At 65.9% G+C, this 21,631-nt stretch carries 18 protein-coding genes; 6 read left to right on the top strand and 12 right to left on the bottom strand.

The genetic code is table 11. The features are described 5' to 3' along the window. Positions 1-60: 60 nt before the first annotated feature. The 7 genes from NIBR502772_RS03330 to NIBR502772_RS03360 form a co-directional block, all read right to left on the bottom strand. Positions 61-1,008 carry an ROK family protein gene (locus tag NIBR502772_RS03330; RefSeq protein WP_141139070.1) on the bottom strand — a complete coding sequence of 316 codons (948 nt, stop codon included), beginning with the start codon at positions 1,006-1,008 and terminating at the stop codon, positions 61-63. Positions 1,009-1,203: 195 nt separating this feature from the next. Next, positions 1,204-2,133, bottom strand: a complete 930-nt coding sequence (locus NIBR502772_RS03335; protein WP_141139071.1) for a dihydrodipicolinate synthase family protein — start codon at positions 2,131-2,133, stop codon at positions 1,204-1,206. A 48-nt stretch (positions 2,134-2,181) separates the two neighbouring features. Continuing rightward, entirely contained in the window at positions 2,182-2,988 is an 807-nt protein-coding gene (locus NIBR502772_RS03340; RefSeq protein ID WP_141139072.1) for an ATP-binding cassette domain-containing protein, read from the bottom strand. Next, positions 2,985-5,120 carry a dipeptide/oligopeptide/nickel ABC transporter permease/ATP-binding protein gene (locus NIBR502772_RS03345; protein WP_141139073.1) on the bottom strand — a complete coding sequence of 712 codons (2,136 nt, stop codon included), beginning with the start codon at positions 5,118-5,120 and terminating at the stop codon, positions 2,985-2,987. The genes NIBR502772_RS03340 and NIBR502772_RS03345 overlap by 4 nt, the downstream gene beginning before the upstream one ends. A gap of 4 nt (positions 5,121-5,124) precedes the next feature. Next, positions 5,125-6,030 (bottom strand): ABC transporter permease, encoded by a 906-nt coding sequence (locus tag NIBR502772_RS03350; protein WP_056347607.1) that lies wholly within the window; start codon positions 6,028-6,030, stop codon positions 5,125-5,127. A 162-nt stretch (positions 6,031-6,192) separates the two neighbouring features. Further along, positions 6,193-7,815 carry an ABC transporter substrate-binding protein gene (locus NIBR502772_RS03355; protein WP_141139075.1) on the bottom strand — a complete coding sequence of 541 codons (1,623 nt, stop codon included), beginning with the start codon at positions 7,813-7,815 and terminating at the stop codon, positions 6,193-6,195. A 141-nt stretch (positions 7,816-7,956) separates the two neighbouring features. Further along, the gene (locus NIBR502772_RS03360; protein WP_141139076.1) at positions 7,957-9,720 is read right to left on the bottom strand and encodes an exo-alpha-sialidase; all 1,764 of its coding nucleotides are present in this window, start codon (positions 9,718-9,720) and stop codon (positions 7,957-7,959) included. Between the two features lie 65 nt (positions 9,721-9,785). Here NIBR502772_RS03360 and NIBR502772_RS03365 point away from each other — a divergent pair, with 65 nt between their 5' ends. Then, positions 9,786-10,724, top strand: coding sequence for a PfkB family carbohydrate kinase (locus NIBR502772_RS03365; protein WP_141139077.1), 939 nt, complete (start codon positions 9,786-9,788; stop codon positions 10,722-10,724). A gap of 51 nt (positions 10,725-10,775) precedes the next feature. Here NIBR502772_RS03365 and NIBR502772_RS03370 read toward each other — a convergent pair whose 3' ends face one another. Next, complete coding sequence (locus NIBR502772_RS03370; protein WP_141139078.1) at positions 10,776-11,810, bottom strand: LacI family DNA-binding transcriptional regulator; 1,035 nt, start codon at positions 11,808-11,810, stop codon at positions 10,776-10,778. A 163-nt stretch (positions 11,811-11,973) separates the two neighbouring features. On the opposite strand from NIBR502772_RS03370, the gene NIBR502772_RS03375 reads away from it, so the two are divergent. Further along, positions 11,974-12,909: a dihydrodipicolinate synthase family protein gene (locus tag NIBR502772_RS03375; RefSeq protein ID WP_141139079.1), complete on the top strand. Its 936-nt coding sequence runs from the start codon at positions 11,974-11,976 to the stop codon at positions 12,907-12,909. A gap of 115 nt (positions 12,910-13,024) precedes the next feature. Continuing rightward, entirely contained in the window at positions 13,025-14,323 is a 1,299-nt protein-coding gene (locus NIBR502772_RS03380; protein ID WP_141139080.1) for an Nramp family divalent metal transporter, read from the top strand. 96 nt (positions 14,324-14,419) lie between these two features. On the opposite strand, the gene NIBR502772_RS03385 is transcribed toward NIBR502772_RS03380, so the two are convergent. Both NIBR502772_RS03385 and NIBR502772_RS03390 read right to left on the bottom strand, forming a co-directional pair. Further along, positions 14,420-15,334, bottom strand: coding sequence for a DUF1905 domain-containing protein (locus tag NIBR502772_RS03385; RefSeq protein ID WP_141139081.1), 915 nt, complete (start codon positions 15,332-15,334; stop codon positions 14,420-14,422). Between the two features lie 117 nt (positions 15,335-15,451). Next, complete coding sequence (locus NIBR502772_RS03390) at positions 15,452-16,636, bottom strand: ABC transporter substrate-binding protein (protein ID WP_141139082.1); 1,185 nt, start codon at positions 16,634-16,636, stop codon at positions 15,452-15,454. Positions 16,637-16,850: 214 nt separating this feature from the next. On the opposite strand from NIBR502772_RS03390, the gene NIBR502772_RS03395 reads away from it, so the two are divergent. The 3 genes from NIBR502772_RS03395 (at position 16,851) to NIBR502772_RS03405 (ending at position 18,854) form a co-directional block, all read left to right on the top strand. Next, the gene (locus tag NIBR502772_RS03395; protein ID WP_104060211.1) at positions 16,851-17,669 is read left to right on the top strand and encodes an HAD family hydrolase; all 819 of its coding nucleotides are present in this window, start codon (positions 16,851-16,853) and stop codon (positions 17,667-17,669) included. Positions 17,670-17,771: 102 nt separating this feature from the next. Then, positions 17,772-18,020: a hypothetical protein gene (locus tag NIBR502772_RS03400; RefSeq protein ID WP_141139083.1), complete on the top strand. Its 249-nt coding sequence runs from the start codon at positions 17,772-17,774 to the stop codon at positions 18,018-18,020. Positions 18,021-18,047: 27 nt separating this feature from the next. Then, a complete protein-coding gene (locus NIBR502772_RS03405; RefSeq protein WP_371706761.1) occupies positions 18,048-18,854 on the top strand; it encodes a glycerophosphodiester phosphodiesterase in 807 nt (268 codons plus the stop codon). A 6-nt stretch (positions 18,855-18,860) separates the two neighbouring features. Here the strand turns inward: NIBR502772_RS03405 and NIBR502772_RS03410 are convergent, their stop codons facing one another. Next, complete coding sequence (locus tag NIBR502772_RS03410; RefSeq protein ID WP_141139084.1) at positions 18,861-19,802, bottom strand: EAL domain-containing protein; 942 nt, start codon at positions 19,800-19,802, stop codon at positions 18,861-18,863. Positions 19,803-20,096: 294 nt separating this feature from the next. Further along, positions 20,097-21,629, bottom strand: a complete 1,533-nt coding sequence (locus NIBR502772_RS03415) for a bifunctional diguanylate cyclase/phosphodiesterase (RefSeq protein WP_141139085.1) — start codon at positions 21,627-21,629, stop codon at positions 20,097-20,099. Positions 21,630-21,631: the final 2 nt, after the last annotated feature.

Raw genomic sequence — 21,631 nt, forward strand, 5'->3', positions numbered from 1 at the left:
AGCGGGCTGAAGATCGGGGTGGGGCGTGGTGGTCAGGCGAGGTGCTTTACGACGACGGTGTCAGGACCGAGCGGTGAGGACCAGTCGCGCGGCGCCCACCATTGCTGCTGCGTTGCCGAGTTTAGCGGGAAGGACGGGGAGGCCGAGCAACGCGGGCAGGAGTTCGGCGCGCAGGGCGCGTTCCATGGGACGCCACCAGGGGGCGCCGGCGTCGGAGAGGCCGCCGGAAACCACCACCACTTCGGGGTCCAGGATGTTGGCGAGTCCGCCCACGGCCTGGCCGGCCGCGGCGGCGCCCATACCCATAGCCTGGATGGCTATGGCGTCGCTGGCGCCGGCAAGGGCAAAGACGCCGCGGGCGTCCATCACCGGCTCGTTGCCGCCCAGCCGCACGTACGCCTCGCGGATGGCGGGTCCGGAGGCGATGGCCTCAACATGCCCGGCGCCGCCGCAGACGCAGGGCACAGGCTTGCCCTCGTGGAACGCATACGGGGAAGCGAAATGGCCCACGTGTCCGCCCGCGTAGCGGTGTCCGAGGACCGGGTGCCCGGCCAGGACAAAACTGCCGCCGACGCCGGTGCCGAAGGCCACCAGGAGCGAGCTTGAGGTTCCTGCGGCGGAACCCGTCCACGACTCGCCCAGGGCGTGCGCATGGACATCGTTCACGGCCTGGACAGCCTCCGGCGCCAGGCCGAGCCGGGCGGCCAACCCTGCGGTCAGCTCGGTCCCGGCCCACCCGAGGATGGCATCGGTAGCGGACACCACAACACCGCGCCCGGCATCGATAACGCCAGCTGAACCAACGCCAACCCCCACAACAACGAGGCCCTCTGCTTGTGCCCGCGACATAAGGGAAGAAACCAGCGCCGCAGTAGCGTCCAGGATCGCGTCGCCGCCATCCCGGTTCAGCGTAGGAATGGTCTCCGAAAACAAGACCCTCCCGTCCCCGGAAACAACCCCGGCAGCAGTCTTAGTACCCCCAAGGTCAACACCGATCGCGTACTGCATTTCTTTCCTTCTCATCGTTGTGGCTCCGGCGAGGTACGCACCGAGTGTCTGAGGGGTTGTTTTGCGTAGTCCCGCATCGCCGACCAGAATGTCGCGGAGGTCGCCCAGCGACCGGAGAGGCATGGCGGGAGGTGTCTAAGGGACGGCAAAATGACCCCTCAGACGCGACCCAACCACGACTCAGCCCAGTAAGACCTACATCAGGCCGTTGCGTTCCAGGATGGCGCGGATTGCCTTGGTCTCGTCCTCGTCCAGGGAGAGCATGGGGGCGCTCATGACGTTCGTCTTGATGATGCCCATGAGCTGCAGGGCGGTCTTGAAGGCGCCCAGGCCCGCGGCGTTGCCGGACATGCGGCCTGCCTTGGGGGTGTAGACGATCTCGAAGACGTCGGCCAAGCGGTCCTGCTCGGCTGCGGCCTGGGCCCAGTCGCCGGCCTGTGCGGCGTCGAACAGGCGGCGGTAGCCGGCCGGGTCAACGTTGCCGAGGCCCGGAACAACACCTTGGGCGCCGCCCAGGAGGGCGCCGTCCACAACCACTTCGTGGCCGGTGAAGATGTCGAAGTTGGGGATGTCCTTGGCCGCCAGCAGCAGCTGGCGGAACGAGACGTCGTCGCCGGAGGAGTCTTTCACCCCGGCAATGACGCCCTCGCGGCCCAGCTCGACCAGAAGGTCGGTGGGCAGCTTGAAGTGGGTGCGCACCGGCACATCGTAGGCGAAGACGGGAACGTCAACGGCGGCGGCGATGGAGCGGAAATGCGTGCCGTTCTCCTGGGCGTTGGAGATGGCGTAGTACAGGCTGGTGGCCACGATCGAGTCGGCGCCCAGCGCGATGACGCGCTTGGCTTCTTCAATGACGCGGTTGGTGGTCTGCTCTACAGCGCCCACGATCAGCGGCACCTGGCCGGCGTTCACGCCTGCCACGGTCTGCACGACGAGGTCGCGCTCGGTGTTGGTCATGTGCGTGACCTCGCCGGAGGAACCCAGCACAAACAGGCCGCTGACGCCGCCGTCGAGCAGGTGCTTGGTGACGTTTTCCAGCGACGGAACGTCGATGGCTCCATCGGCGGTGCGGGGGGTTACGACGGGCGGAATGACGCCCTGGAAACGGGAAGCGACGGTGGTCACAGAGTTCTCCAAATATTGATGGTTAGACGAAAATTTGAGGTAGGAAAGCTAGATGTGGAGCAGGCTCGGGGCGGCGCCCAGGAGCTTCTTGGTGTAGTCGTTGGTGGGGCTGTCGAAGACCTGAGTGGCGGTGCCCTGCTCGACGATCTTGCCGAAGTACATAACGCAGATGCGGTCCGAGACGTAACGGACGGTCTGGATGTCATGCGAGATGAACACCATGCCGAGGTTCAGCTGCGTCTTCAGGTCAGAGAGCAGGTTCAGCACCTGGGCGCGGACGGAAACGTCCAGGGCCGACGTCGGCTCGTCCGCCACGATGATGTCTGGGTCCAGTGCCAGGGCGCGGGCGATCGCCACACGCTGGCGCTGGCCGCCGGAAACCTGCGACGGCGTGACCTCGGCCGCGGACTGCGGCAGGCCCACGAGGGCCAGCAGTTCCTTGACCTTGGCCGCACGGGATGCTGCGTTGCCGATGCCGTGGATCTGCAGCGGGTCGGTGAGGATGTCCTGGACGGTCATGCGCGGGTTCAGCGCCGTGGCGGGGTCCTGGAAGACCACCGACACGGACCGGCCGAATTCCTTGCGCATGGCGGCGTTGCGCTTGATGGCGGGCTTGCCGTGGAAGAGGACCTCGCCCGACGTCGGCGTCTGCAGTCCCACAAGCACGGACGCGAGCGTGGACTTGCCGCAGCCGGACTCACCCACGATGCCCACGGTTTCGCCGCGGCTGATGCTGAAGTTGACGCCGTCGACCGCTTTGACGATGTTCGGGCGGAAGAGCCCGCCGCCACGTGCGTGGTGGTAGACCTTGACGTCCTTGAGCTCGATGACGGGCTTGCCGGTTGAAACGCTCATTTTGCATCCTCCTTCAGGTGGCTCGCCCAGTAGTGGTCAGCGTCCCCGCCGTTGGCGGCTCCCACTGTCGTCAGGACGAGCTGCTGGTTGGGGTCGGCGTCGGACCGCAGTGAACGCGGGGCGAAGCGGTCTCCCGGGGCGAAGTCGCGCGGGGACGGGACGGTGCCGGGGATCTGGTGCAGGCGGACGGCGTCGGCCTCGATGGAGAGGACGGCGCCGAGCAGGCCGCGGGTGTACTCGTGCTTGGGGTTCTGCAGCAGCTCCGAAGCCTGTGCGGATTCCACCACCTGGCCGGCGTACATCACGGTGATGCGGTGGGCCAGGGAGGCCACCAGGGCGAGGTCGTGGCTGACGAAGACCATGGCGAAGCCGAGCTGTTCGCGCAGCTCGTTGAGCAGGTCCACTACCTGCTTCTGGACGGTGACGTCCAGGGCGGTGGTGGGCTCATCGGCAACCACGATCTTCGGCGAACGGGACAGGGCCATGGCGATCAGCACGCGCTGGCGCTGGCCGCCGGAGAGCTCGTGCGGGTAGCTGGCAAGCGTCCGGACCGGATCGAGCTTGACCAGTTCCAGCAGCTCGGTGGGGGTCTTGCGGCCGCCGCGCTTGGTCAGCTGCTCCATCTGGTCCTTGATCTTCATGGACGGGTTCAGGGAGCTCAGGGCGTCCTGGTAGACCATGGCGATCTGCTGGCCGCGGAGGCCTTCGTAGGCCTTGATGCTGCTGTGGCTGGTGGCCGGATCCAGCAGTTCCTTGCCGTCGAACGTGATGGAACCGGTGACCTGCGCGGTCTTGGGCAGCAGGCCCATGACCGCGAGGGACGTGATGGACTTGCCGCAGCCGGATTCGCCCACCAGGCCCATGGTTTCGCCTTCGCGGACCGTGAAGGAGACGTTGTCCACAATCGCGGTGTCGCCGAAGCGGCCCGGGAAGCGGATGGACAGGTTCCTGACCTCCAGGACGTTGCGTGCGCCGGCCGGGACCTGGGGGAGCCGGTCGGCGCGCGTGGCCTCGATGCCGGAGAGCAGTTCCAGTTCCTTGTCCAGCAGCAGGTGCGGGTTCGCCGCGGCCAGCTTCGGGTCGGAGAGGATGGCTGCCTCGTTGTAGTGCTCCTCGGTGAGGACATCACCGAAAGCGGCGCGCACGCCGTCGAGCTCGTGCTCTTCCACCACTGACGGTTGGGCCACAGACGTGGCGATCTGAGTGTCGACGCCGGCACCCACCGCTGCGCCGGCAACAACAGCCGACGCGCCGTCGTCGTCCTTTACTACAGGTGCCTTGCGCAGTTTCGGGTTCACCATCGCGTCGGTGAGGCCCTCGGCGAGGATGTTCAGCGAGAGAACGGTGAGCAGGATGGTCACACCGGCGAAGGTGGTGGCCCACCAGCCGCCGGACAGGACCAGGTTGCGGCCGTAGGAGATCACGTTGCCCCACGACGGTGCGGGGTCCTGGACACCGGCGCCGAGGAAGGACAGCGAGGCTTCGAGGATGATGGCGTCGGCCACCATCACCGTGGCGAACACCAGCACGGGGGCGGCGGTGTTGCGGACGATGTGCTTGAGCAGGATGTAGAAGCGGCCTGCGCCGATCACACGCTCGGCACGGACGTAGTCTTCGCCGTACTGGGAGAGCACGTTGGCGCGGACCACGCGGGCCAGCTGCGGGGTGTAGATGATGGCGATCGCGATGATGATGGTGGGAACCGAGTTGCCGAACGCGGCCAGCAGCACTGCGGCCAGGGCGATGCCCGGGAACGCCATCAGGATGTCCATCAGGCGCATGATCAGTTCGTTGACGGCCTTGCTGGACGTTGCGGCGAAGGAGCCCAGCAGGGCGCCCACCAGGATGGCCAGGATGACCGCGCCGAGGCCGATCATCAGCGATGACTGGGCGCCGAAGAGCAGGCGGGAGAAGATGTCGCGGCCCAGCCGGTCGGTGCCGAAGAAGTGCTCGGCGCCTGGCGGGGTGGCGGGGATGAAGGTCTCCAGCGGATCGTGCGGCGCGATGACCGGCGCGAACACCGCGGAGAGGACGATCATGATGAGGAAGAGGAGGGCGATGCGGGAGCCCCAAGGCAGGGCCTTGAAACGGAGGCCCGGGGCACTCAGCCGTTCAGCAAGCTTGCTACGCATGAAGCTATACCGTCCTGATTCGGGGGTTGATGAGCAGGTACAGGAGGTCCACCACGATGTTCACCAGAACGAAAGTAACGGAGATGGTGAGCACCACGCCCTGGACCAGGTTGACGTCCAGGTTGGTGATGCCGTTGAGGATCAGCTGGCCCATGCCGGGCAGGGCGAAGATCATTTCAATCACGACGGCGCCGCCCAGCAGGTAGCCCACGCGGAGTCCCAGCACGGTCACCGGGGTCACCAGGGCGTTGCGGAGGACGTTCTTGGAGACCACTTCGCGGTAGGGGACGCCGTTGCCGATGGCGGTGCGGACGTAGTCGCGGTCCAGCTCCTCCACCATCGAGGTGCGGACCACGCGGATCAGCGAGGCGGAGACCGGGATGCCCAGCGCCAGGGCCGGGAGGGCCATCGAGTTGAGCCAACCGCCGAAGCCGGATTCCGGCGTCGCGATTCCCCCGGAGGGGAACAGGGGGCTGGCGCCGAGGGCGAACCACTGGATCAGCAGGATGCCGAGCCAGAACGACGGCGTGGCGATCGCGGCGATCGAGAAAACGCGGACCAGCTGGTCCTGCCATTTGTCCCGGTAGAGGGCGCCGAGGATGCCGAAGGTCAGGGACAGGACGATCGCGATCAGCACGCCCAGGAAAGTCAGCTGCAGCGTCAGGGGGAACGCGGAGCCGATCATGGAGGCCACCGACTTGGCCGGCGGCGTGGTGACGCCGAGGTCCAGCTGCAGCAGCTTGCCGAGGAAGCTGAAGTACTGGATGACCAGTGGATCGTTCAGGCCGTTTTCCTGGCGGTACTGCTGCTTCGCTTCTTCGCTGGCGCCGTCGCCGAGGGCGGAGCTTGCCTGGTCGCCGGGAGCGGCCTGCAGGACAAGGAAGACGAGCAGGGTGATGCCCAGGATCATCAATGGCAGTGCTGCGAGTCTGCGGCCAAGCAGACGCAATATCGTGACCAATTTGTTCTCCGGTTTGTTTGGGTGCTGCAGTTCAAGATGTTGCGAGGCCCGCTCTGCGTGCTCCCGGGGTACTGGGGGCGCAGAGCAGGCCTCGCAACGCAAGTTGGCTGCTTAGGCGGTGCGGCCGACGTCGATGAACGACATGCCGGTGGTGGGCAGCGGCTTGAAGCCCTTGAGCTTCTTGTCGTCCCAGGCGGAGGGCAGCTGGCGGTGGAAGATCGGATACAGGGGAACTTCGTCGGAGACAAGGTCCACAATTTCGCCGGTGATCTTCTTGGCGTCTGCTGCGGCAGCCTGCGAGCCCTTGTTCATGAGCTCCTGCAGCTTGGCACGTTCCGGGGCGGTCCAGTAGGCGCGCTTTTCCATCCAGGTGGCGCCCGAGTAGAACCAGCTCAGGAGCAGGTCCGCGTCGTTGCCGAAGACCGACGGGTCGCCGGGGGCTGCGACCACTGAGTAGTCGCCCGTACCGACGCGGTCCGTGTACAGGGCGCCGGACTGGATGCTCTTCACGGAGACCTTCACGCCCGGGATCTTGTTCCAGGATTCGAGGATCAGCGGGGCAACGTCCTTGACCCAGGCGGTGTCCGTGGTGAGCAATTCGAATTCGAGGCTGGTGACGCCGGCCTGCTTCAGGAGGTCCGCGGCTTTCGATGCGTCGTAGCCGTAGACGTTCTTGGCCTTGACGTAGTCCGGGTGGCCTTCCTGGAAGTAGGAGCTGGCGGCCTTGGCGTTGCCGAACAGGGCCTTCTTGATGATGGCTTCCTTGTCCAGCCCGTAGTGCAGGGCCTGTCGGACCAGCTTGTTGTTGAACGGCGCCTTGTTGCAGTTGAACATCAGGAACATCAGGCCGAAGGACTGGACTGATTCGACCTTGACCTTGGACTTGAGGCCGTCGATGTCGAGGTAGGGGACGTCCTCGATGGCCTGGACACGGCCGGACTGGACGGCGGTGACGCGGGCTGCGGCGTCGGAGAGCAGGAGCCAGGTCATGCCCTTGGCCAGTGCCGGCTTGGGGCCGTTGTAGTCAGCGAACGCTTCGAAGACGATCTTGTCGTCCTTGGCGGCGGAGATGAGCTTGTAGGGGCCGGTGCCGACGGGCTTGGCGTCGAAGGCCTTGAGGTCCGTGGCCAAGGCCTTGGGGACAACCTTGACCACGGAGATGCGGGGGCCGAAGCCGGGGAAGGCGTACTTGAGGGTGAACTCGACCGTCTTGGCGTCAACGGGCTTGACTTCCTTGATGAACGGGATGAACTGCGAGAACAGGGACTTGTTCGCCGGATCCATCACGCGGGTGAAGGAGAAGGCCACGTCTTCGGTGGTGACCGGAGTGCCGTCATGGAACTTGGCGCCGTCGCGGATGGTCACCTGGTAGGTGGTGTCGTTGACCTTCTTGGGGTCCGATGCCGCCAGCGCGTTGTAGGGCTCGCGGGTGGCCGGGTGCAGCTCGATGAGGCCTTCGAAGATGTGCAGGTTGGCGGCCATCGGCGTGGCGCCCGAGGAGCTCAGCGGGTCGAAGCCGGTGGAGAGGGCGTAGGAGATGCCCGCTTCGATGGTGAGGTCCTTGTTGACTGCCGCGGCGCCTGCCGAGCTGCCGGTGGTGGTAGCTGCCGGGCTGCCGCACGCGGCGACAGAGGCGGTGAATGCTGCGGCGGCGCCCATGGCCCCGGTCAGCTTGAGGAAGTTCCGGCGGCTGGCGTCATTGACCAGCGGCAGGTTCTTGGTGATGTTGTTCATGAGGGCCTCGCCATTCCAGAAGGTTTATCGGATGTAGGACGTCCGAGCTCGTATGTCGACTGTAAGCGTCATCACAGGTTCACGTCAAGCGTCAGTTTGTAACGCTCTCTCACTTAACGTGGCTTTCCGCCGGACGCTCTCTCACTTCGGCTCGCTGACGTGGCCTGTGGCGGTGTCAAACGTGAAAGCACGACGGCGGCGCTGGGCAGTGCCGCCGCGCTCGCCGACCACTTCAAAGACCACGTCCGCGTGGCCCTGTGCCACATCCGCCTTTGTGACGGTGTATCCGGGCGTGAAATAGAGAGCCTCTTCCCCGGGGCCAAGATCCGCCGCGGGGAAGGCGTCCGAGCCCGGACCGGACAGTCGGACCCCGGTAATGGACTGGGCTCCGTCATTGCGTGCCCTGCCCGTGAAGGCCAGGATGTCCCCGGCCTTGTAGCCGGGAATGATCGGGCCGTAATTCAGGTCCTGTGCCTCCCGCGTGCCGATGACCTGCGCAGCTTCGGTCGAGTAACCCTGACCGATTTCCTTCCAGGTGTGCACACCCCAGTCCTCACCGCCGGACCGCATCACGTGAAACTCGCCGACGTTCTGCCAGGCCCGCGGGCGGCCGGGCGTGATGGAGCGCAGTTCCATGTCGAACACCAGCCCGGCACCGTCGTCCTGAGCCCTCGCATCGGCGGAGGACTCGGGGGGCACACTCCCGGCGGCACTCCCAGTGGCGGCGGCGCCGGAGTCAGTGGGGCGGGCGGTGAGCTGTGCGGTGAGTTGTGCCGCGGGCACCGAGGCAAACACGATTTCCCGGTAGCCCTGGCGTTCGTAGAGGACGCCGATGTTGCCGTCGGGGAGCCGGGCGGCCGTCGAATAGGCCGAGCTGCCCGGGCACAGGACCAGCTTCGCGGGCCAGCTGAGGCCGTCATCGGGGGACAGGCTGATCACCGTGTTCCGCCGCAATGCCGTGTCCTGGTTGTTGGTGGCCAGCAGCCAGGAGTCCGTTGCCTCGTCGGCGAAGGAAGTCGGGGACGGCAGGCCGTCGAAGCGGACCAGCGAGCCGTTGTCACCCGGGTCCGTGAGGTCTTCGACGGGGCACAGGGCGCTCCAGGTGGCCCCGCCGTCGTCGGACATTGCGGCAAGGCGGCGCGGCGTGCCGCGGCTGTGCAGCAGGAGCCGGCCGTCCTGGAGGGCGGCAACCTTGTTTTCGTTGGGGGCGTGGCCGTGCGTCCGGACGCCGATGAGCTCCCCGAGCACCCAGGTGTCGCCGTGGTCGTCGCTGTACGCGGAAGCGGCCATGATCTCGCCGCCGGCCAGGACCACAAACTGCTGGACCAGGCGGCCGCGGTAGGGGCCGGTGTGGATCTGGATGCCCTGGCCCGCCGCGGCGAAGATTCCGGTGATGTCCGGCTCGCCCGTACTTGGCCCACGCGGGTGAACAGGCGGGCGGAGCTTGAGCTGGGCGGTGATCCGGCGGTGCTGCCAGGTCAGGCCGTCGTCGTCCGAGTAGCTGAGATCGCAGTGCTGCACATCGTCGTCCGGCTCCATACCGGCCACGGCCTCGAAGAAGCCGGCGCGGGTTCCGGCTGCGTGGAACATGAAGATCCGGCCGGTCTCAACGTCCACCAGGAGGCTCGGATCGCCGTAACCGTTGAGGCCGCCGCCCGTCCTGACGACCTGCTGGTCGCCCCAGGTCCGGCCGTTGTCCGAGCTGCGCCGGAGCAGGAGGTCGATCGGGTTGGGCAGGTCATCGAGGTTGGGGCGGCCGTCATAGGCGGCCAGCAGGGTGCCCTGCCGCGAGACGGCCAGGGCGGGGATCCTGAATTGCCTGTAGCCGCCGGTGCCGCGGACCGCCAGGATGTGTTCGACGTCGGGCATGGCGGCCGTCATTGGCTGGAGGACATGGGATGTCATATCTCCATGGTAGGCGACGCGTAACACGCCTGTGTAGGCGGGCGCATCTCTGGCAGAGTATGACCATGCTCACAGTTATAGGCGAGGGCCTTGTTGACGTTGTCCAGCGCGCCTCCGGAATCGAAGCCCACGTGGGCGGCAGTCCCCTTAACGTCGCGGTGGGCCTGGCCCGCCTCGACCATCCCGTGCAGTTCGTCGGCCGTTACGGCCGCGACGCCTACGGGGATTCGGTGGCGGCGCACCTGCGCTCCAGCTCCGTTATGCTGCCGCTCGGCCCCGACGAGCTGCCAACCAGCGTGGCCACCGCCGTAATTGACGACGACGGCGCCGCCACCTACACGTTCGACCTCGCCTGGGAGCTTCCCGGCCTGGCGGACCGCCTCGCCTTTATGCTGCAGGGAACCACCTTGCTGCACACCGGCTCCATCGCCACGATGCTGGCGCCGGGGGCCGCGGCGGTGCTCGCCGCCGTCGAGCATGCCCACCCCGCCGCCACGATCAGCTTCGATCCCAACTGCCGGCCCAGCATCATCACGGACGTGGACTATGCGCGAACGCAGGCGGAGAAATTTGTCACCCTCGCGGACGTGGTCAAGGCCTCGGACGAGGACCTCGAGTGGCTGTACCCGGGCGTGGATGCGCTGGAATCAGCGCGCCGCTGGCTGTCGCTGGGCGGTTCCGAGGGCCCGGCCCTGGTAGTCGTCACGCGCGGCGCGGCCGGTCCGTGGGGAATTACGGCCGCCGGTGAAGCCGCCATTGACGCGCCTCGCGTGGAAGTGGCCGACACCGTGGGCGCCGGTGATTCCTTTATGGCCGCGCTGCTTTCGGGGATCGTGGACCGCGGCCTGGACGGCGCGCAGAACCGGAAGGACCTGCGCGAGCTTCCGGCCGAGGGCCTGGCCGAGCTCCTGGCCCATGCTGCCCGTGCGGCGGCAATCACTGTTTCCCGCCCGGGCGCCAATCCGCCTACTCGCGCCGAACTGAACGCGGTTCCGGCGGAGTAGCGCGGGTTTGGGCTGCGCCGAAGCCTGATGTTTCGTGCCGCGTCTGGTTTGCTAGTGAGCTCTTGGTGCGGAGTGCTTGGGCGGACCGCTCGATTCGCGGGGTATTAGCGTGGGCAGGGATTTCCGGATTCTTGGTTCTTTGCCGGGGTTCACGATGAGGTCGATCGCATTGCCGGCGATCTGGTCGAGAGGGACGCGGACGGATGACAGCGGGGTTGAGAGCCGGGATGAGAGCGGTATGTCGTTGTAGCCGACAAGTGCCAGTTCTTCGCCGACAGTGACCTGGGCGCGGTGGGCGGCAGCGATGATGCCCATGGCCAGGTTGTCATTGGCTGCGAACACGGCAGTGGGGCGTCGCCCGTCCCGCCGCAGCAGCGTTTCCCCGGCGGCGAAGCCGTTTTCGATACCGTAACCGGCGGCGAGCAGCCATTCCTCCGGCGGCTTGATGTCCGCTTCCTTCATCGCCCGGCGGGCGCCGGTAAGGCGGGTGATCCCGGTGGACGTATAGGACGGGCCGGTCACAACGGCGATGTCCCGGTGGCCCAGATCGATGAGGTGGCGCACGGCAAGGTAACCTCCCACCTCGTCGTCGCCGAGCGCGGATGGGCTGACCCCGTCCGTGCGCAGCACCAAAGCGTGCGCCACGCCGCGTTCACGCAGGCGCTTGGGCAGTTCGTCGTCGAGGCGGGCCGTTGCCAAGATCAGCCCGTCCACGTTCCGGTCCAGCAGGGTTTCCGCGGCACGGCGTTCGTCCTCTGGGTCATCCCCGCTGGTGGCGACCATGGCGAAGTAGCCACGGCCTGCGGCCGCACGTTCAAGTTCTTCGAACATCAGCGCCATCACGGTGTCACTCAAGCGAGGCACGAGCACTCCGAGCGTGCGTGTTTCGCCTCTCCGCAGGTTTGAGGCGAACGAATTGCGGCGGTAGCCGAGTTCCTCGGCGACTTTGCGTACGTGTGCTGCTGCCGCTGACCGCGATGCGGTGCCCCGTTCGTCCAGTGCGCGGCTGGCGGTCGAAAGACTGACTCCGCTGGCGGCAGCCACGTCGCGGAGGGTAACTGTGGTTCCTGGGCCGGCCGGTTCCATGCGAGTGCTCCTGTTCGAGAATGTCCTAGCTGACACTCTATTTCCTCCTTGTTCCCAACTTGCCCCTTGACAGTGAGTTCGAACACACCGCACAATGAAAACGTTCCCGCAATCGTTCTCACATTCTAGCGGGACTTCGAACGACAAGACAGAGGAAGCTCTCATGACCATCGACCTCCGCGGGCTGGTTCCCGCACCCGTAACGCCGTTCAACCGTGACGGCAGCGTCGACGTTGACGCGATCCACCGTCTCGGAGGCTGGCTGGCCAGCGTCGAAGGCGTCAAGGGCCTGGTGGTCCTCGGCCACGCCGGTGAAGGTACCTTCCTGACGCAGGATGAGCAGGCACTCGTTATCCGGGAATTCAAGAACGCCGTCAATGGCGAAATCCCGATCATCGCCGGCATAACCGGTGAGGGCAACACCGTCGCTGCCCTCGAGGCTAAAAGGGCCGTCGAAGCTGGCGCATCTGCCGGTCTGGTTTATCCCTCGCATGGCTGGCTGCGTTTCGGTTACCAGAAGGGCGCGCCGCAGACCCGCTACAAGGAAATTTACGAAACGTCCGGACTGCCGCTGATTCTCTTTCAGTACCCGGACGCCACCAAGGCCACGTATGACCTTGAGACCCAGCTGGAGATCGCCGGCATGGAGGGCGTCTTTGCCACGAAGAACGGCGTGCGGAACATGAAGCGCTGGGATACCGAAATTCCGGTCCTGCGGGAAACGTACCCTGACCTGCAGATCCTGACCTGCCATGACGAGTACCTGCTTCATACAATGTTCGACGTCGACGGCGCCCTTGTTGGTTACGGCGGGCTCGCGCCGGAACCGTTGGTGGAGCTCATCGCCGCCGGCAAGGCTAAGGATTATGCAGCGGCCCGCGCCATCCACGACCGCCTGCTGCCGGTCACCAAGAACGTCTACCACCGCGGATCGCACATGGAAGGCACCGTCGCACTCAAGGAAGGACTCGTTGCCCGCGGCATTCTCGAGCACGCCACGGTCCGGCCCCCGCTGCTCCCCTTGGCCGAAGGCGCCAGCGACGAGATCGCACTCGCGCTGAAGTCCGCGAACCTGGGCAGCGTCACCGTCTCCGCCTGATCTCCCGATCCCCAAGGGTGGCGGGCGGCAGCCCGCCACCCTTCCCCACATGCTTTATTCTCCAATTAGGTCAACGACGACCCACAGCATCGCCGCTGTAGAAGGAGGACTCGCCATGAGCGAGCCAAACAAGACCACCACCTCCCCGCGCGCTCACCGAGGACAGATCATCATCCACGAAGCCAGCCCGACTCCCGGGCTACCAGCCAAGCGGCGGACCTTCCTCGGATACCTCGCGCTCATGGGCCCGGCATTTGTCGTCGGAGCCTGGCAGTTCGGCCCGGGCAACCTCACCACCGCAGTACAGGCCGGCAGCCGGTTCGACTACAGCCTCGTCTGGGTCATCGCCGTCTCCACCATCCTGATGATCTTCTTCACCGATATGAGCGTCAGGCTCGGCATCGCCACCCCCACTTCCCTGATCACCTCCATCAAAGACCACCTCGGCAAATGGGTGGGCGTCCTTGCAGGCTTCGGCGTCTTCGGCATTACGCTGATGTTCTCCGTCGGCAACGCCGTCGGATCCGGGCTGGGACTTTCCCTGATCTTCGGCGGATCCCCGGTCCTCTGGACCGTGGTCTGCACCGCCGCCGTCGGCTTCGTCCTGGCCTTCCGCAACGTCTACGGAATCGTCGAAAAGGCCCTTCTGGTCATCGTTGTCCTCATGGGCCTGGCCTTCATCGCCAGCACCGTAGTGGCCCAACCCGACTGGTACCGGTCCATGGCAGGCATGGTTCCAAGCCTGCCGCCAGGAAGTGAGATCCTCATCGTGGCCCTGGTTGGGACCAACTTCTCAATCAACGCCGCCTTCTATACCTCCTACGGCATCAAGGAACACCGTCGCACCCGCGCCGACTATCGCGACATCACCCTGGTGGACACCATCCCTGGCATCGTCGCACCCGGCATCATGACCGCCCTGGTCATCATGGTCGCGGCCGCCGTGCTCGGAAAAACCGGCGCCGAAGCCGGAACCATCAACGCACTCGCCTCCGTATTCACGCCCCTGGCAGGGCCGGTCGGCGCGATGGTGTTCGCCCTCGGACTCTCCGGGGCAGCCTTCTCCTCCATGATCGCCAACGCCACCGCCGGCGGCACCATGCTCTCCGACGCCCTCGGCCGCGGCGCCAAGGCAGGATCACCCACCGCTCGCATCCTCACCGGCATTATCTTGGCCTTCGGTCTGATCATCACACTCTCCTTTCAGGCCTCACCCGTGGGACTCATCGTCATCGCCCAATCCCTCACCGTGCTCATCGCTCCTCTGCTCGGCATCCTGATCGTCATCATGGCCAACAAAACGTCCGTCATGGGAGACCTCCGCAACAGGTGGTGGCACAACCTCCTTGGCGCCATCGGACTCATAACCATCATCGCTTCCTCCCTACGCCTCATCACCACACTGATCGGCTAGAAAGGCCTGTCACTCAAGCGCAACGCACATAGTGCCCTCACCCGGTAACGGATGGGGGCACTGTTCACGGAACGCGACGCCCAAGCAGCAGGGCCGTCAGGCGGTTGGGTTGCGCAGGTGCTCCTGGCAGCCCACCGCGTAGGCCTCGCGGAGCCAGGCGGCCAGTTTGCCGTCGACGTCGGATGGCTCAGCCACCCGCACCGTGTAGAGATGCGTGTACGGAGACAGCGTTTCAACCCTCCGGAATCTGGGCGACTCAACCCTCCGCGTGAGCCAGAACTCCACGTCGAGCCACTTGTTCGCGGGTTTGACCCCGGCGAACCGGACCCGAACCATAAAGGCGACGCGGTCGCGGTAGGGAACCAGCGTTACCGGGCCGATCGCCTCAACCATCCGGCGAACCAGACCGAACAGCCGGTGAATGCTTTCCGGCCGGTCGCGGAACGGCTCGTCGAGGGTGTGCTGTGAGCAGGAATGGTTCATGTTCCGCGTGACAAACTGCCGTCCGCAAGAGGGGCAGGTCCACAAAGCGCGGCCAGTGCGCCGGCCCGGTGGCGGGACGTCCGCGCCCAGCACCTGGGCCACGAGCTGTTCAACGCGGCGCGCCCGCGTCGACGGCGTCCGCGCGTCCTCGAGGAAACGCATCAGCTCCCGCCGCTGCGAAACGGGCAGCTGCCCCCAGTTGCCTGCCGCTCCCACGGCCGCGTCCAGGGCGGCAGCCAAATCTCCGGGCGGAATGACCTCGTGGGCTTCGAGCGCCTGAATGTCCAATGTGACCGTTTCCCCGACACGCACGCCCGTTGCCGTCCGCAGGCCGCCGGAAAGATACAGGACGTGCCGTCCGGATCTGACCGGCATCACCGTGGCGTTGAACTCCGCACCCCTGAGCGTGCCGGTCACCCTGATCCGGCCATGCTCCGCGAGCGGCAGCAGCTCGGCCGCAGCTGCCGCCGGGACGTCCACGAATGGATTGGAGCCCCGCAGCTGAATGTCGGCGGTGAAGCGAACCATAGGGTCATTATCGACCCGGCCGGTCGGCTCGGAAAGGAACGCTGAGGGATCGCGAAAACCCGCCCACTTGTCTGCAATCCGGAGAAGTTGCAGGCAAGCAGGCGGGTTGAACGCGGGCTATTCCTTGCCGAGTCCGGCGGCTGACGTCTTCTGCCCGGTAACCTCGTTGAGGGCCGTCAGGTCGAAGATGCCGTTGATGTCCGCCTGCTTGGTGGTGCCGGCTGCCACGCCGTCCTTGAGCAGCTTGGGGTAGGTTCCGGCGAGCGGATCCACGGTGAAGACGATGTTCTTCAGGGGCCGCTCGATCACGTCGGCCTTGAGTTCGGCGCCGGCAGCTTCCTTGAGGGCAGCGTTGATGACGCTGGCCTTTTCGCCGGCAGCGGCACTGTTCAGCCAGTCAACAGACTTGGCGTGGCCCTTGAGCAGCGCCTTCACGGTGTCCGGGTGCTCGGCGGCGAACTTCTTGTTGACGATCAGGATGGTGGTGGGGAACTCGCCTGCCTTGCCGGAAAGGGATCCGTCCCACAGGTCCTTTTCGTCCACCAGGACCTTGGCTCCGGCGGTCAGCACCAGGCGCGAGGCCCAGGGCTCGGGCAGCCACGCGCCGTCGAGTTTTCCGTCCTGGAACAGTTTCAGCGTCTGGGCATTTTCGGTGGGGTTGATGGCCACGTCGCCGCTGCCGTCCACATTGGTCTTGTAGCCCTGCGTGGCGAGCCAGGCACGGAGCGCCACATCCTGCGTGCCGCCGAGCTGCGGCGAGGCGAGGGTCTTGCCCTTCAGGTCCGCGGCGGAGTTGATTTCCGGTTTGACCACCAGCTGCGCACCGCCCGCAGCCGCCCCGGCGATGATGCTGACGGACTCCCCGCCGCTCTTGACGAACGAGTTGATGGCCGGGTTAGGGCCGATGTAGGTGGCGTCGATGGCGCCGGCGTTCAGGGCCTCGATCGCGGCGGGCCCGGCGTTGAAGACCTGCGTGCTGAGCTTGGTATCGCCCAGTTCTTTGGCGATGTAGCCCTGGCTGACACCCACCAATGCCGGTGCGTGCGTCACGTTGCCGAAGTAGCCGAGTTTGAGCTCTGCTGCCGGGTTGCCGGCCGGTGGGGCGGAGGATGCCGCGGAGGTGGCGGCGTTGTTGCCGGAGACGGCCGACGCCACAGCCACGCCGCCGCCGACCAGCGCCAGAATTCCGGCCACGATGCCGATCTTCAGGCCCAGCGGACGCTTCGGAGCGGAAGCCTGGCCGGCCACGATGCGGGTGGCGGCCGGCTGGTTTTGCGGAGTGTTATCCGGGGGAGTTGTCACGGTATTTCCTTTGCTTGCGGAGATGTTGAAGATGAGGTTACGGACGGACCCCAGGCCCCACAACGGCACCGGACACGGACGTTCATGCAACGACGTGAAGGCTCAACAGAACGTAGCGCGGCGTTAAAAGACGTCGCCGGGCGACTCCAACAGGCCAGCTCAGGGAGGAGGCTTCACGGCCCGGGAAGCCCGCCGCCCCACGTAGACTGGCAGGATGCGGCTGGTAGCAAGTGATATTGACGGAACGATTCTTGGGCACGACGGAAAGATCAGCGACCGCACCGTCCGGGCCTTCCACGCCTGCAGGGACGCCGGCATCGAGCTCGTTTTTGTCACCGGCCGCCCGCCGCGCTGGCTCCACCCGCTGGAGGAACAGCTGGGCCACACCGGCACTGTCATCTGTTCCAACGGCGCCGTGGTGTGGGACCTCGAAGCGGACCGGCTGGTTTCCGCCCGGACGCTGGGCATTGACGCGGTGCTGGAACTGCGGCGGATCATCAAGGAACTGCGCCCCGCCGCGCTCTTCGCCGCGGAAACACTGACCGGATTCCATCTTGAGCCCGGTTTCATCGAGAACGGCACCAGCGAGCTGCTGGCCGAATTTACCCCCGCCCCGCTGGCCGAAACGCTGACCCCGGACGACGCCGTCGTGAAGTTCCTGGCGATTGTCAGGGATGGCACCGCGGACGACTTCCTGGCCGCGGTGCGGCCCGCCGTCGCCCATCTGGCGTCCGCCACGCACTCCGCGCCCACCGTGGCGATGCTGGAACTGTCCCTCCCCGGCGTCAACAAGGCCGTCACCCTGGCCGAATACGCCAACTCCCTGTCCATTGACGCGGCCGACGTCGTGGCGTTCGGGGACATGCCCAACGACGTCGAGATGCTGCGCTGGGCAGGCCACGGGTACGCCATGGCCAGCGGCCATCCGGACGCCATCAGCGCCGCCGGGCAGCAGGCACCCCACTTTGACGACGACGGCGTGGCCCAGGTTCTCGAGGCCAGGCTCGCGGCGCTGGGCGTAGAGCTGTCCTGATTCGGCTCTGTAGCCGGAAATTCACAGCCTCCGCTCACCTTCCGTTCACGTTTGCCGCCTACCGTGGGCTACGGATACACATCCGCGGCTAAAGGGGAAGTCATGGCAAGGAACGGCAACCAACGCGCGGCCGAAGCGCCGCTGCGCCCGGCAGAGCCGGCTGCGCACTGGAAGGCACTGAAAGAGGGCGACCGCGTGCGCGTCCGCCTCACCCAGGGATACGAAACCAGCGGTTTCGTGGACGCCATCACCTGGGACCACACCGCTGTGTGGGTGGATCTCGACAACGGCCATGGCCGCACACTGCTGCACTGCAGTGACGGCGTGGAGATTGTGCCGCAGGACGGATAGCCCAGCGGCTCCGGTACGCTCGCAAACGTGACTGAGCCGTTTTTTGATGCTTCCGGCGGTGCTGCCCGTCCCTCGCATCCCATCGCCATGGCCCACCGCGGATTCTCGCGGGAGGGGTTGGAGAACTCGATGGCCGCCTTCCGGGCCGCCGCCGAACTTGGCTATGAGTACCTCGAGACGGATGTGCACACCACCTCCGATGGCGTGCTGCTGCTCTTCCACGACGACACCCTGGACCGGGTCACTGACGGCCGTGGCCGGATTTCCGAGCTGACCGCCGCCGAGGTTTCCACCGCGCGGATCGGCGGGCACGAGCCCGTGCCGCTCTTCGATGACCTGCTGATGGCCTTCCCGGCCGCCCGGCTGAACCTGGACGTCAAAGACTGGAACTCCGTGCAAAGCCTTGCCGCAGGCATCGAACGGCACGCCGCACATGACCGGGTCCTGGTGGCCAGTTTTTCAGACCGCCGACGCCGGGCGGTGCTGAAGCTGCTGAGCCGTCCGGTGGCGTCGTCGGCAGGGATGGTGACGAACGCGCTGCTTGTCCTCTTGGGCCCGGTGCTTCCGGCCGCGTGGCTGCGATTTGTCCTGCAGGGTCCGTTGCGGGATGTCCAGGCGCTCCAGGTTCCGGTCCGGTACGGGGCGATCCGCGTGGTGACGCCTGCCTATGTGCGGAGGGCGCACGCCCTGGGCCTGGTGGTCCATGTGTGGACCATCAACCACCCCGCCGAAATGCACCGGTTGCTGGACCTGGGCGTGGACGGGATCGTGACGGACCGCGCGGATCTGCTGAAGCAGGTCCTGCAGGAGCGAGGCGAGTGGCCCGGCAGCTGACTTGCGTTAGTCGGAGCCGCCGGGACCGTGGGTGCCGTGATCGGCTGCGGCGGCGAGGCGGCGGAGCCCGTCGGGGTCAAGCGGCGTATTCCATGCCGCCCAATCCTTCGGCTGCACCGAGGGCCGGCCCAACAGGTAGCCCTGGCCGGCGCTGAAGCCCAACTCGGTGAGGACCATCAGTTCCTCGGCGGTTTCAACACCTTCGGCCACCAGAATACTGCCGATCTGCTCCGCGAAGTCCACCAGGCAAGCGGCCAGGGCGTGCTGGGACGTATCCGTGTCCACGCCGCTGATCACGTTCCTGCCCAGCTTGATGAAGTCGGGCCGCAGATGGAGCATCCGGCTGAGGGCGCCCGCGCCGGGGTGTGAGTCATCGATTGCAATGCGCAGCCCGCGTTCCCGGAGCGGCGTAATTGCGGAAACGAAATGCGAGTATTCCTCGTCCGGAATTCCGTCCGTCAATTCGAGCACAATGCGGTCTATTGGCAGCTCGATGTGGTCGAACAATTCGGGCAGCCGGGGATCCAGGCATGACGTGGGGGAGATGTTCAGGGCAACGTAGACGTGCGGGGGGAGTTTTGCGGCAGCGGCGGCTGCGGCTGCGAGTGCCGAGAATTCCAGGTTGGCGCCCAATCCAACGGCGGCCGCCTCGGCGAACCAGAGTTCCGCGCTGGCGCCGTCGTCGCTGACAAAGCGCGACAACGCCTCTACGCCCACAACGGCCTTGGACTCGAGGCCGTAGATGGGCTGGAACGCGGTCATCAGCATCTGGTTTTCCAGCAGCGCGCTGATCCGCGACAGGCTGCGCAGGGAATCCAGCTGCTCGGCCACGTGTGGCGGCATGGCGCTGGGAGGCTGCGGGAAGCGCGCGGTGTCGGGCGTATCCGCGTCTGTGGTGTCTTGTTGCCGGCGTTCCAGAAGATATTCCAGCAGGGCCCGTTCCGGCATACCGGGGTTTTCCCCCAAGCGGTTGCTAAGGCGCTGACGTATTGCCGCTCCGGCAGGATCGGAATCCGCCAAAACCGCCGCAATAACTCCCCAAGCTTGTACCCGAACCGTCATTAGCAACGCCCCCAGTTGACGAAGTAATGGCTCCTTGGCCCCTTTATTTTCAAATTTCCAGATGCCTTCGGAATTCGTTACTTCTGATTAATGCCGATCTTCCTGGCCTCGAAGAATCGGATACCGCAACTTGATCGTATATCGGGATGATCCAAAAGCGCAGCCCTTAATCGATCAACCTCAATTACTTTCGGAAGAAGTTTCGGCCAACAGCGCAGGAATCCGCTCGGGCGGGACGGGCTTGCTGAAGAAGTAGCCCTGCGCGCTGAGGCACCCGAGGTTCCGGAGGTGCTCGGCCTGTTCCGCCGTTTCCACGCCTTCCCACACAGCTTCGAGCCCGCAGGCGCGCACCAACTGCAGGACTGCAGCCACCAGTGCCGGCTGGCTGGGGTCTGTGCCCAGGCCCTCGATCAGGGACCGGTCCACTTTGACCCGGTCCACGGGGAGCCGGCGCAGGTAGCTGATGGAGGAGTATCCGGTACCGAAGTCGTCGATCTCGATCCCTACCCCCAGCCCGCGCAGCCCGCCCAGGGAATACCGGTCCAGTTCGTTGCCCCTGACGATGGCCGCTTCGGTCAGCTCCAGGACAACCTGCTCGGGGCGGACGCCTGTCTCCTTGAGCACGGCGCGGACGTCCTCGATGAACTGCAGGCTCTGCAGATCCGTTGCCGAGATGTTGACCCGCACGGAAAACCGGCTGTCCACCACGTCGGCATCAATCCAGGTGCGTAGCTGGCCTACAGCGGTGCTGAGCACCCACAGGCCCAGTTCGGAGATCAGGCCGGCATCTTCTGCCAGCGGGATGAACTCGTCCGGCATGATGCGGCCGCGGGTGGGGTGGTCCCAGCGGATCAGGGCTTCCACCCCTTCAATGCGGCCGGTGCCCAGTTCAACCACGGGCTGGTAGTGCAGCACCAGGCCGTTGCCCTTGATGGCGGCCCGGAGATCCTCCAGGAGTTGGCTGCGGAGCCTCCGGATGAGCAGGAGCCCGGGTTCGAAGACGTGAAGCCGGTTCTGGCCCTCGGCTTTGGAGGCGTACATGGCCACATCGGCCTCCATCAGCAGGTCCTCGGCCCTCCGCCCGGCCGCCCCGACGCTGAGTCCTACGCTCGCCCCGCAGCGGACGGTCCGGTCAGGCAGGTCAATGGGTTCCTTGATGGCGGCCAGGATGCGCTGGCCTACGACGGTGGCCTGGTCGGCGCCCGTGGCCGGCATAACGATGGCGAACTCGTCCCCGCCCAGCCGGGCAACCACGTCGCTGGTCCGGACGGCGCTGCGGATGCGCTGCGCCACGGTGATCAGGACCTGATCGCCGGCAGTGTGGCCGAGGGTGTCGTTGATGGATTTGAAGGCATCAAGGTCAAGGAGGAGGATGACGGGCTGGCTGAGGGGATCGCCGTCGTGGTCCTGGGCGGACTTCAGCGCGGACAGAAGCGCCGAGCGGTTGGCGAGGCCCGTGAGGGGATCCTGCATGGCCATCATCTGCATTTCGCGGTGGGCTTCGTGCAGCAGCTGTGTGCGGACCTCAACACGCTGCTCAAGCTCTTCGTAGATGATCTGCAGGTCCTCGGCCAGGAGGTTGGTGCCCATGATGATGGCGTCGAGCTCGTCCCGGGCCGGCGATACTTCTATCCGCGACTGGAGGTCTCCGGAGGCGAGCCGGACGATGCCATCGAGCAGCTGGGAGAGCCTGGGGTCATCGTCAGCGAACATCT

This window comes from Pseudarthrobacter sp. NIBRBAC000502772 (assembly GCF_006517235.1).
Taxonomy (GTDB): domain Bacteria; phylum Actinomycetota; class Actinomycetes; order Actinomycetales; family Micrococcaceae; genus Arthrobacter.

Bases quoted from the DNA above. Each gene is read 5' to 3' on its own strand.
- NIBR502772_RS03330 (WP_141139070.1), bottom strand. From the start codon at position 1,008: ATGCAGTACGCGATCGGTGTTGACCTTGGGGGTACTAAGACTGCTGCC.
- NIBR502772_RS03340 (WP_141139072.1), bottom strand. From the start codon at position 2,988: ATGAGCGTTTCAACCGGCAAGCCCGTCATCGAGCTCAAGGACGTCAAG.
- NIBR502772_RS03345 (WP_141139073.1), bottom strand. From the start codon at position 5,120: ATGCGTAGCAAGCTTGCTGAACGGCTGAGTGCCCCGGGCCTCCGTTTC.
- NIBR502772_RS03350 (WP_056347607.1), bottom strand. From the start codon at position 6,030: ATGATCCTGGGCATCACCCTGCTCGTCTTCCTTGTCCTGCAGGCCGCT.
- NIBR502772_RS03355 (WP_141139075.1), bottom strand. From the start codon at position 7,815: ATGAACAACATCACCAAGAACCTGCCGCTGGTCAATGACGCCAGCCGC.
- NIBR502772_RS03360 (WP_141139076.1), bottom strand. From the start codon at position 9,720: ATGACATCCCATGTCCTCCAGCCAATGACGGCCGCCATGCCCGACGTC.
- NIBR502772_RS03365 (WP_141139077.1), top strand. From the start codon at position 9,786: ATGCTCACAGTTATAGGCGAGGGCCTTGTTGACGTTGTCCAGCGCGCC.
- NIBR502772_RS03370 (WP_141139078.1), bottom strand. From the start codon at position 11,810: ATGGAACCGGCCGGCCCAGGAACCACAGTTACCCTCCGCGACGTGGCT.
- NIBR502772_RS03375 (WP_141139079.1), top strand. From the start codon at position 11,974: ATGACCATCGACCTCCGCGGGCTGGTTCCCGCACCCGTAACGCCGTTC.
- NIBR502772_RS03380 (WP_141139080.1), top strand. From the start codon at position 13,025: ATGAGCGAGCCAAACAAGACCACCACCTCCCCGCGCGCTCACCGAGGA.
- NIBR502772_RS03385 (WP_141139081.1), bottom strand. From the start codon at position 15,334: ATGGTTCGCTTCACCGCCGACATTCAGCTGCGGGGCTCCAATCCATTC.
- NIBR502772_RS03395 (WP_104060211.1), top strand. From the start codon at position 16,851: ATGCGGCTGGTAGCAAGTGATATTGACGGAACGATTCTTGGGCACGAC.
- NIBR502772_RS03400 (WP_141139083.1), top strand. From the start codon at position 17,772: ATGGCAAGGAACGGCAACCAACGCGCGGCCGAAGCGCCGCTGCGCCCG.
- NIBR502772_RS03410 (WP_141139084.1), bottom strand. From the start codon at position 19,802: ATGCCGGAACGGGCCCTGCTGGAATATCTTCTGGAACGCCGGCAACAA.
- NIBR502772_RS03415 (WP_141139085.1), bottom strand. From the start codon at position 21,629: ATGTTCGCTGACGATGACCCCAGGCTCTCCCAGCTGCTCGATGGCATC.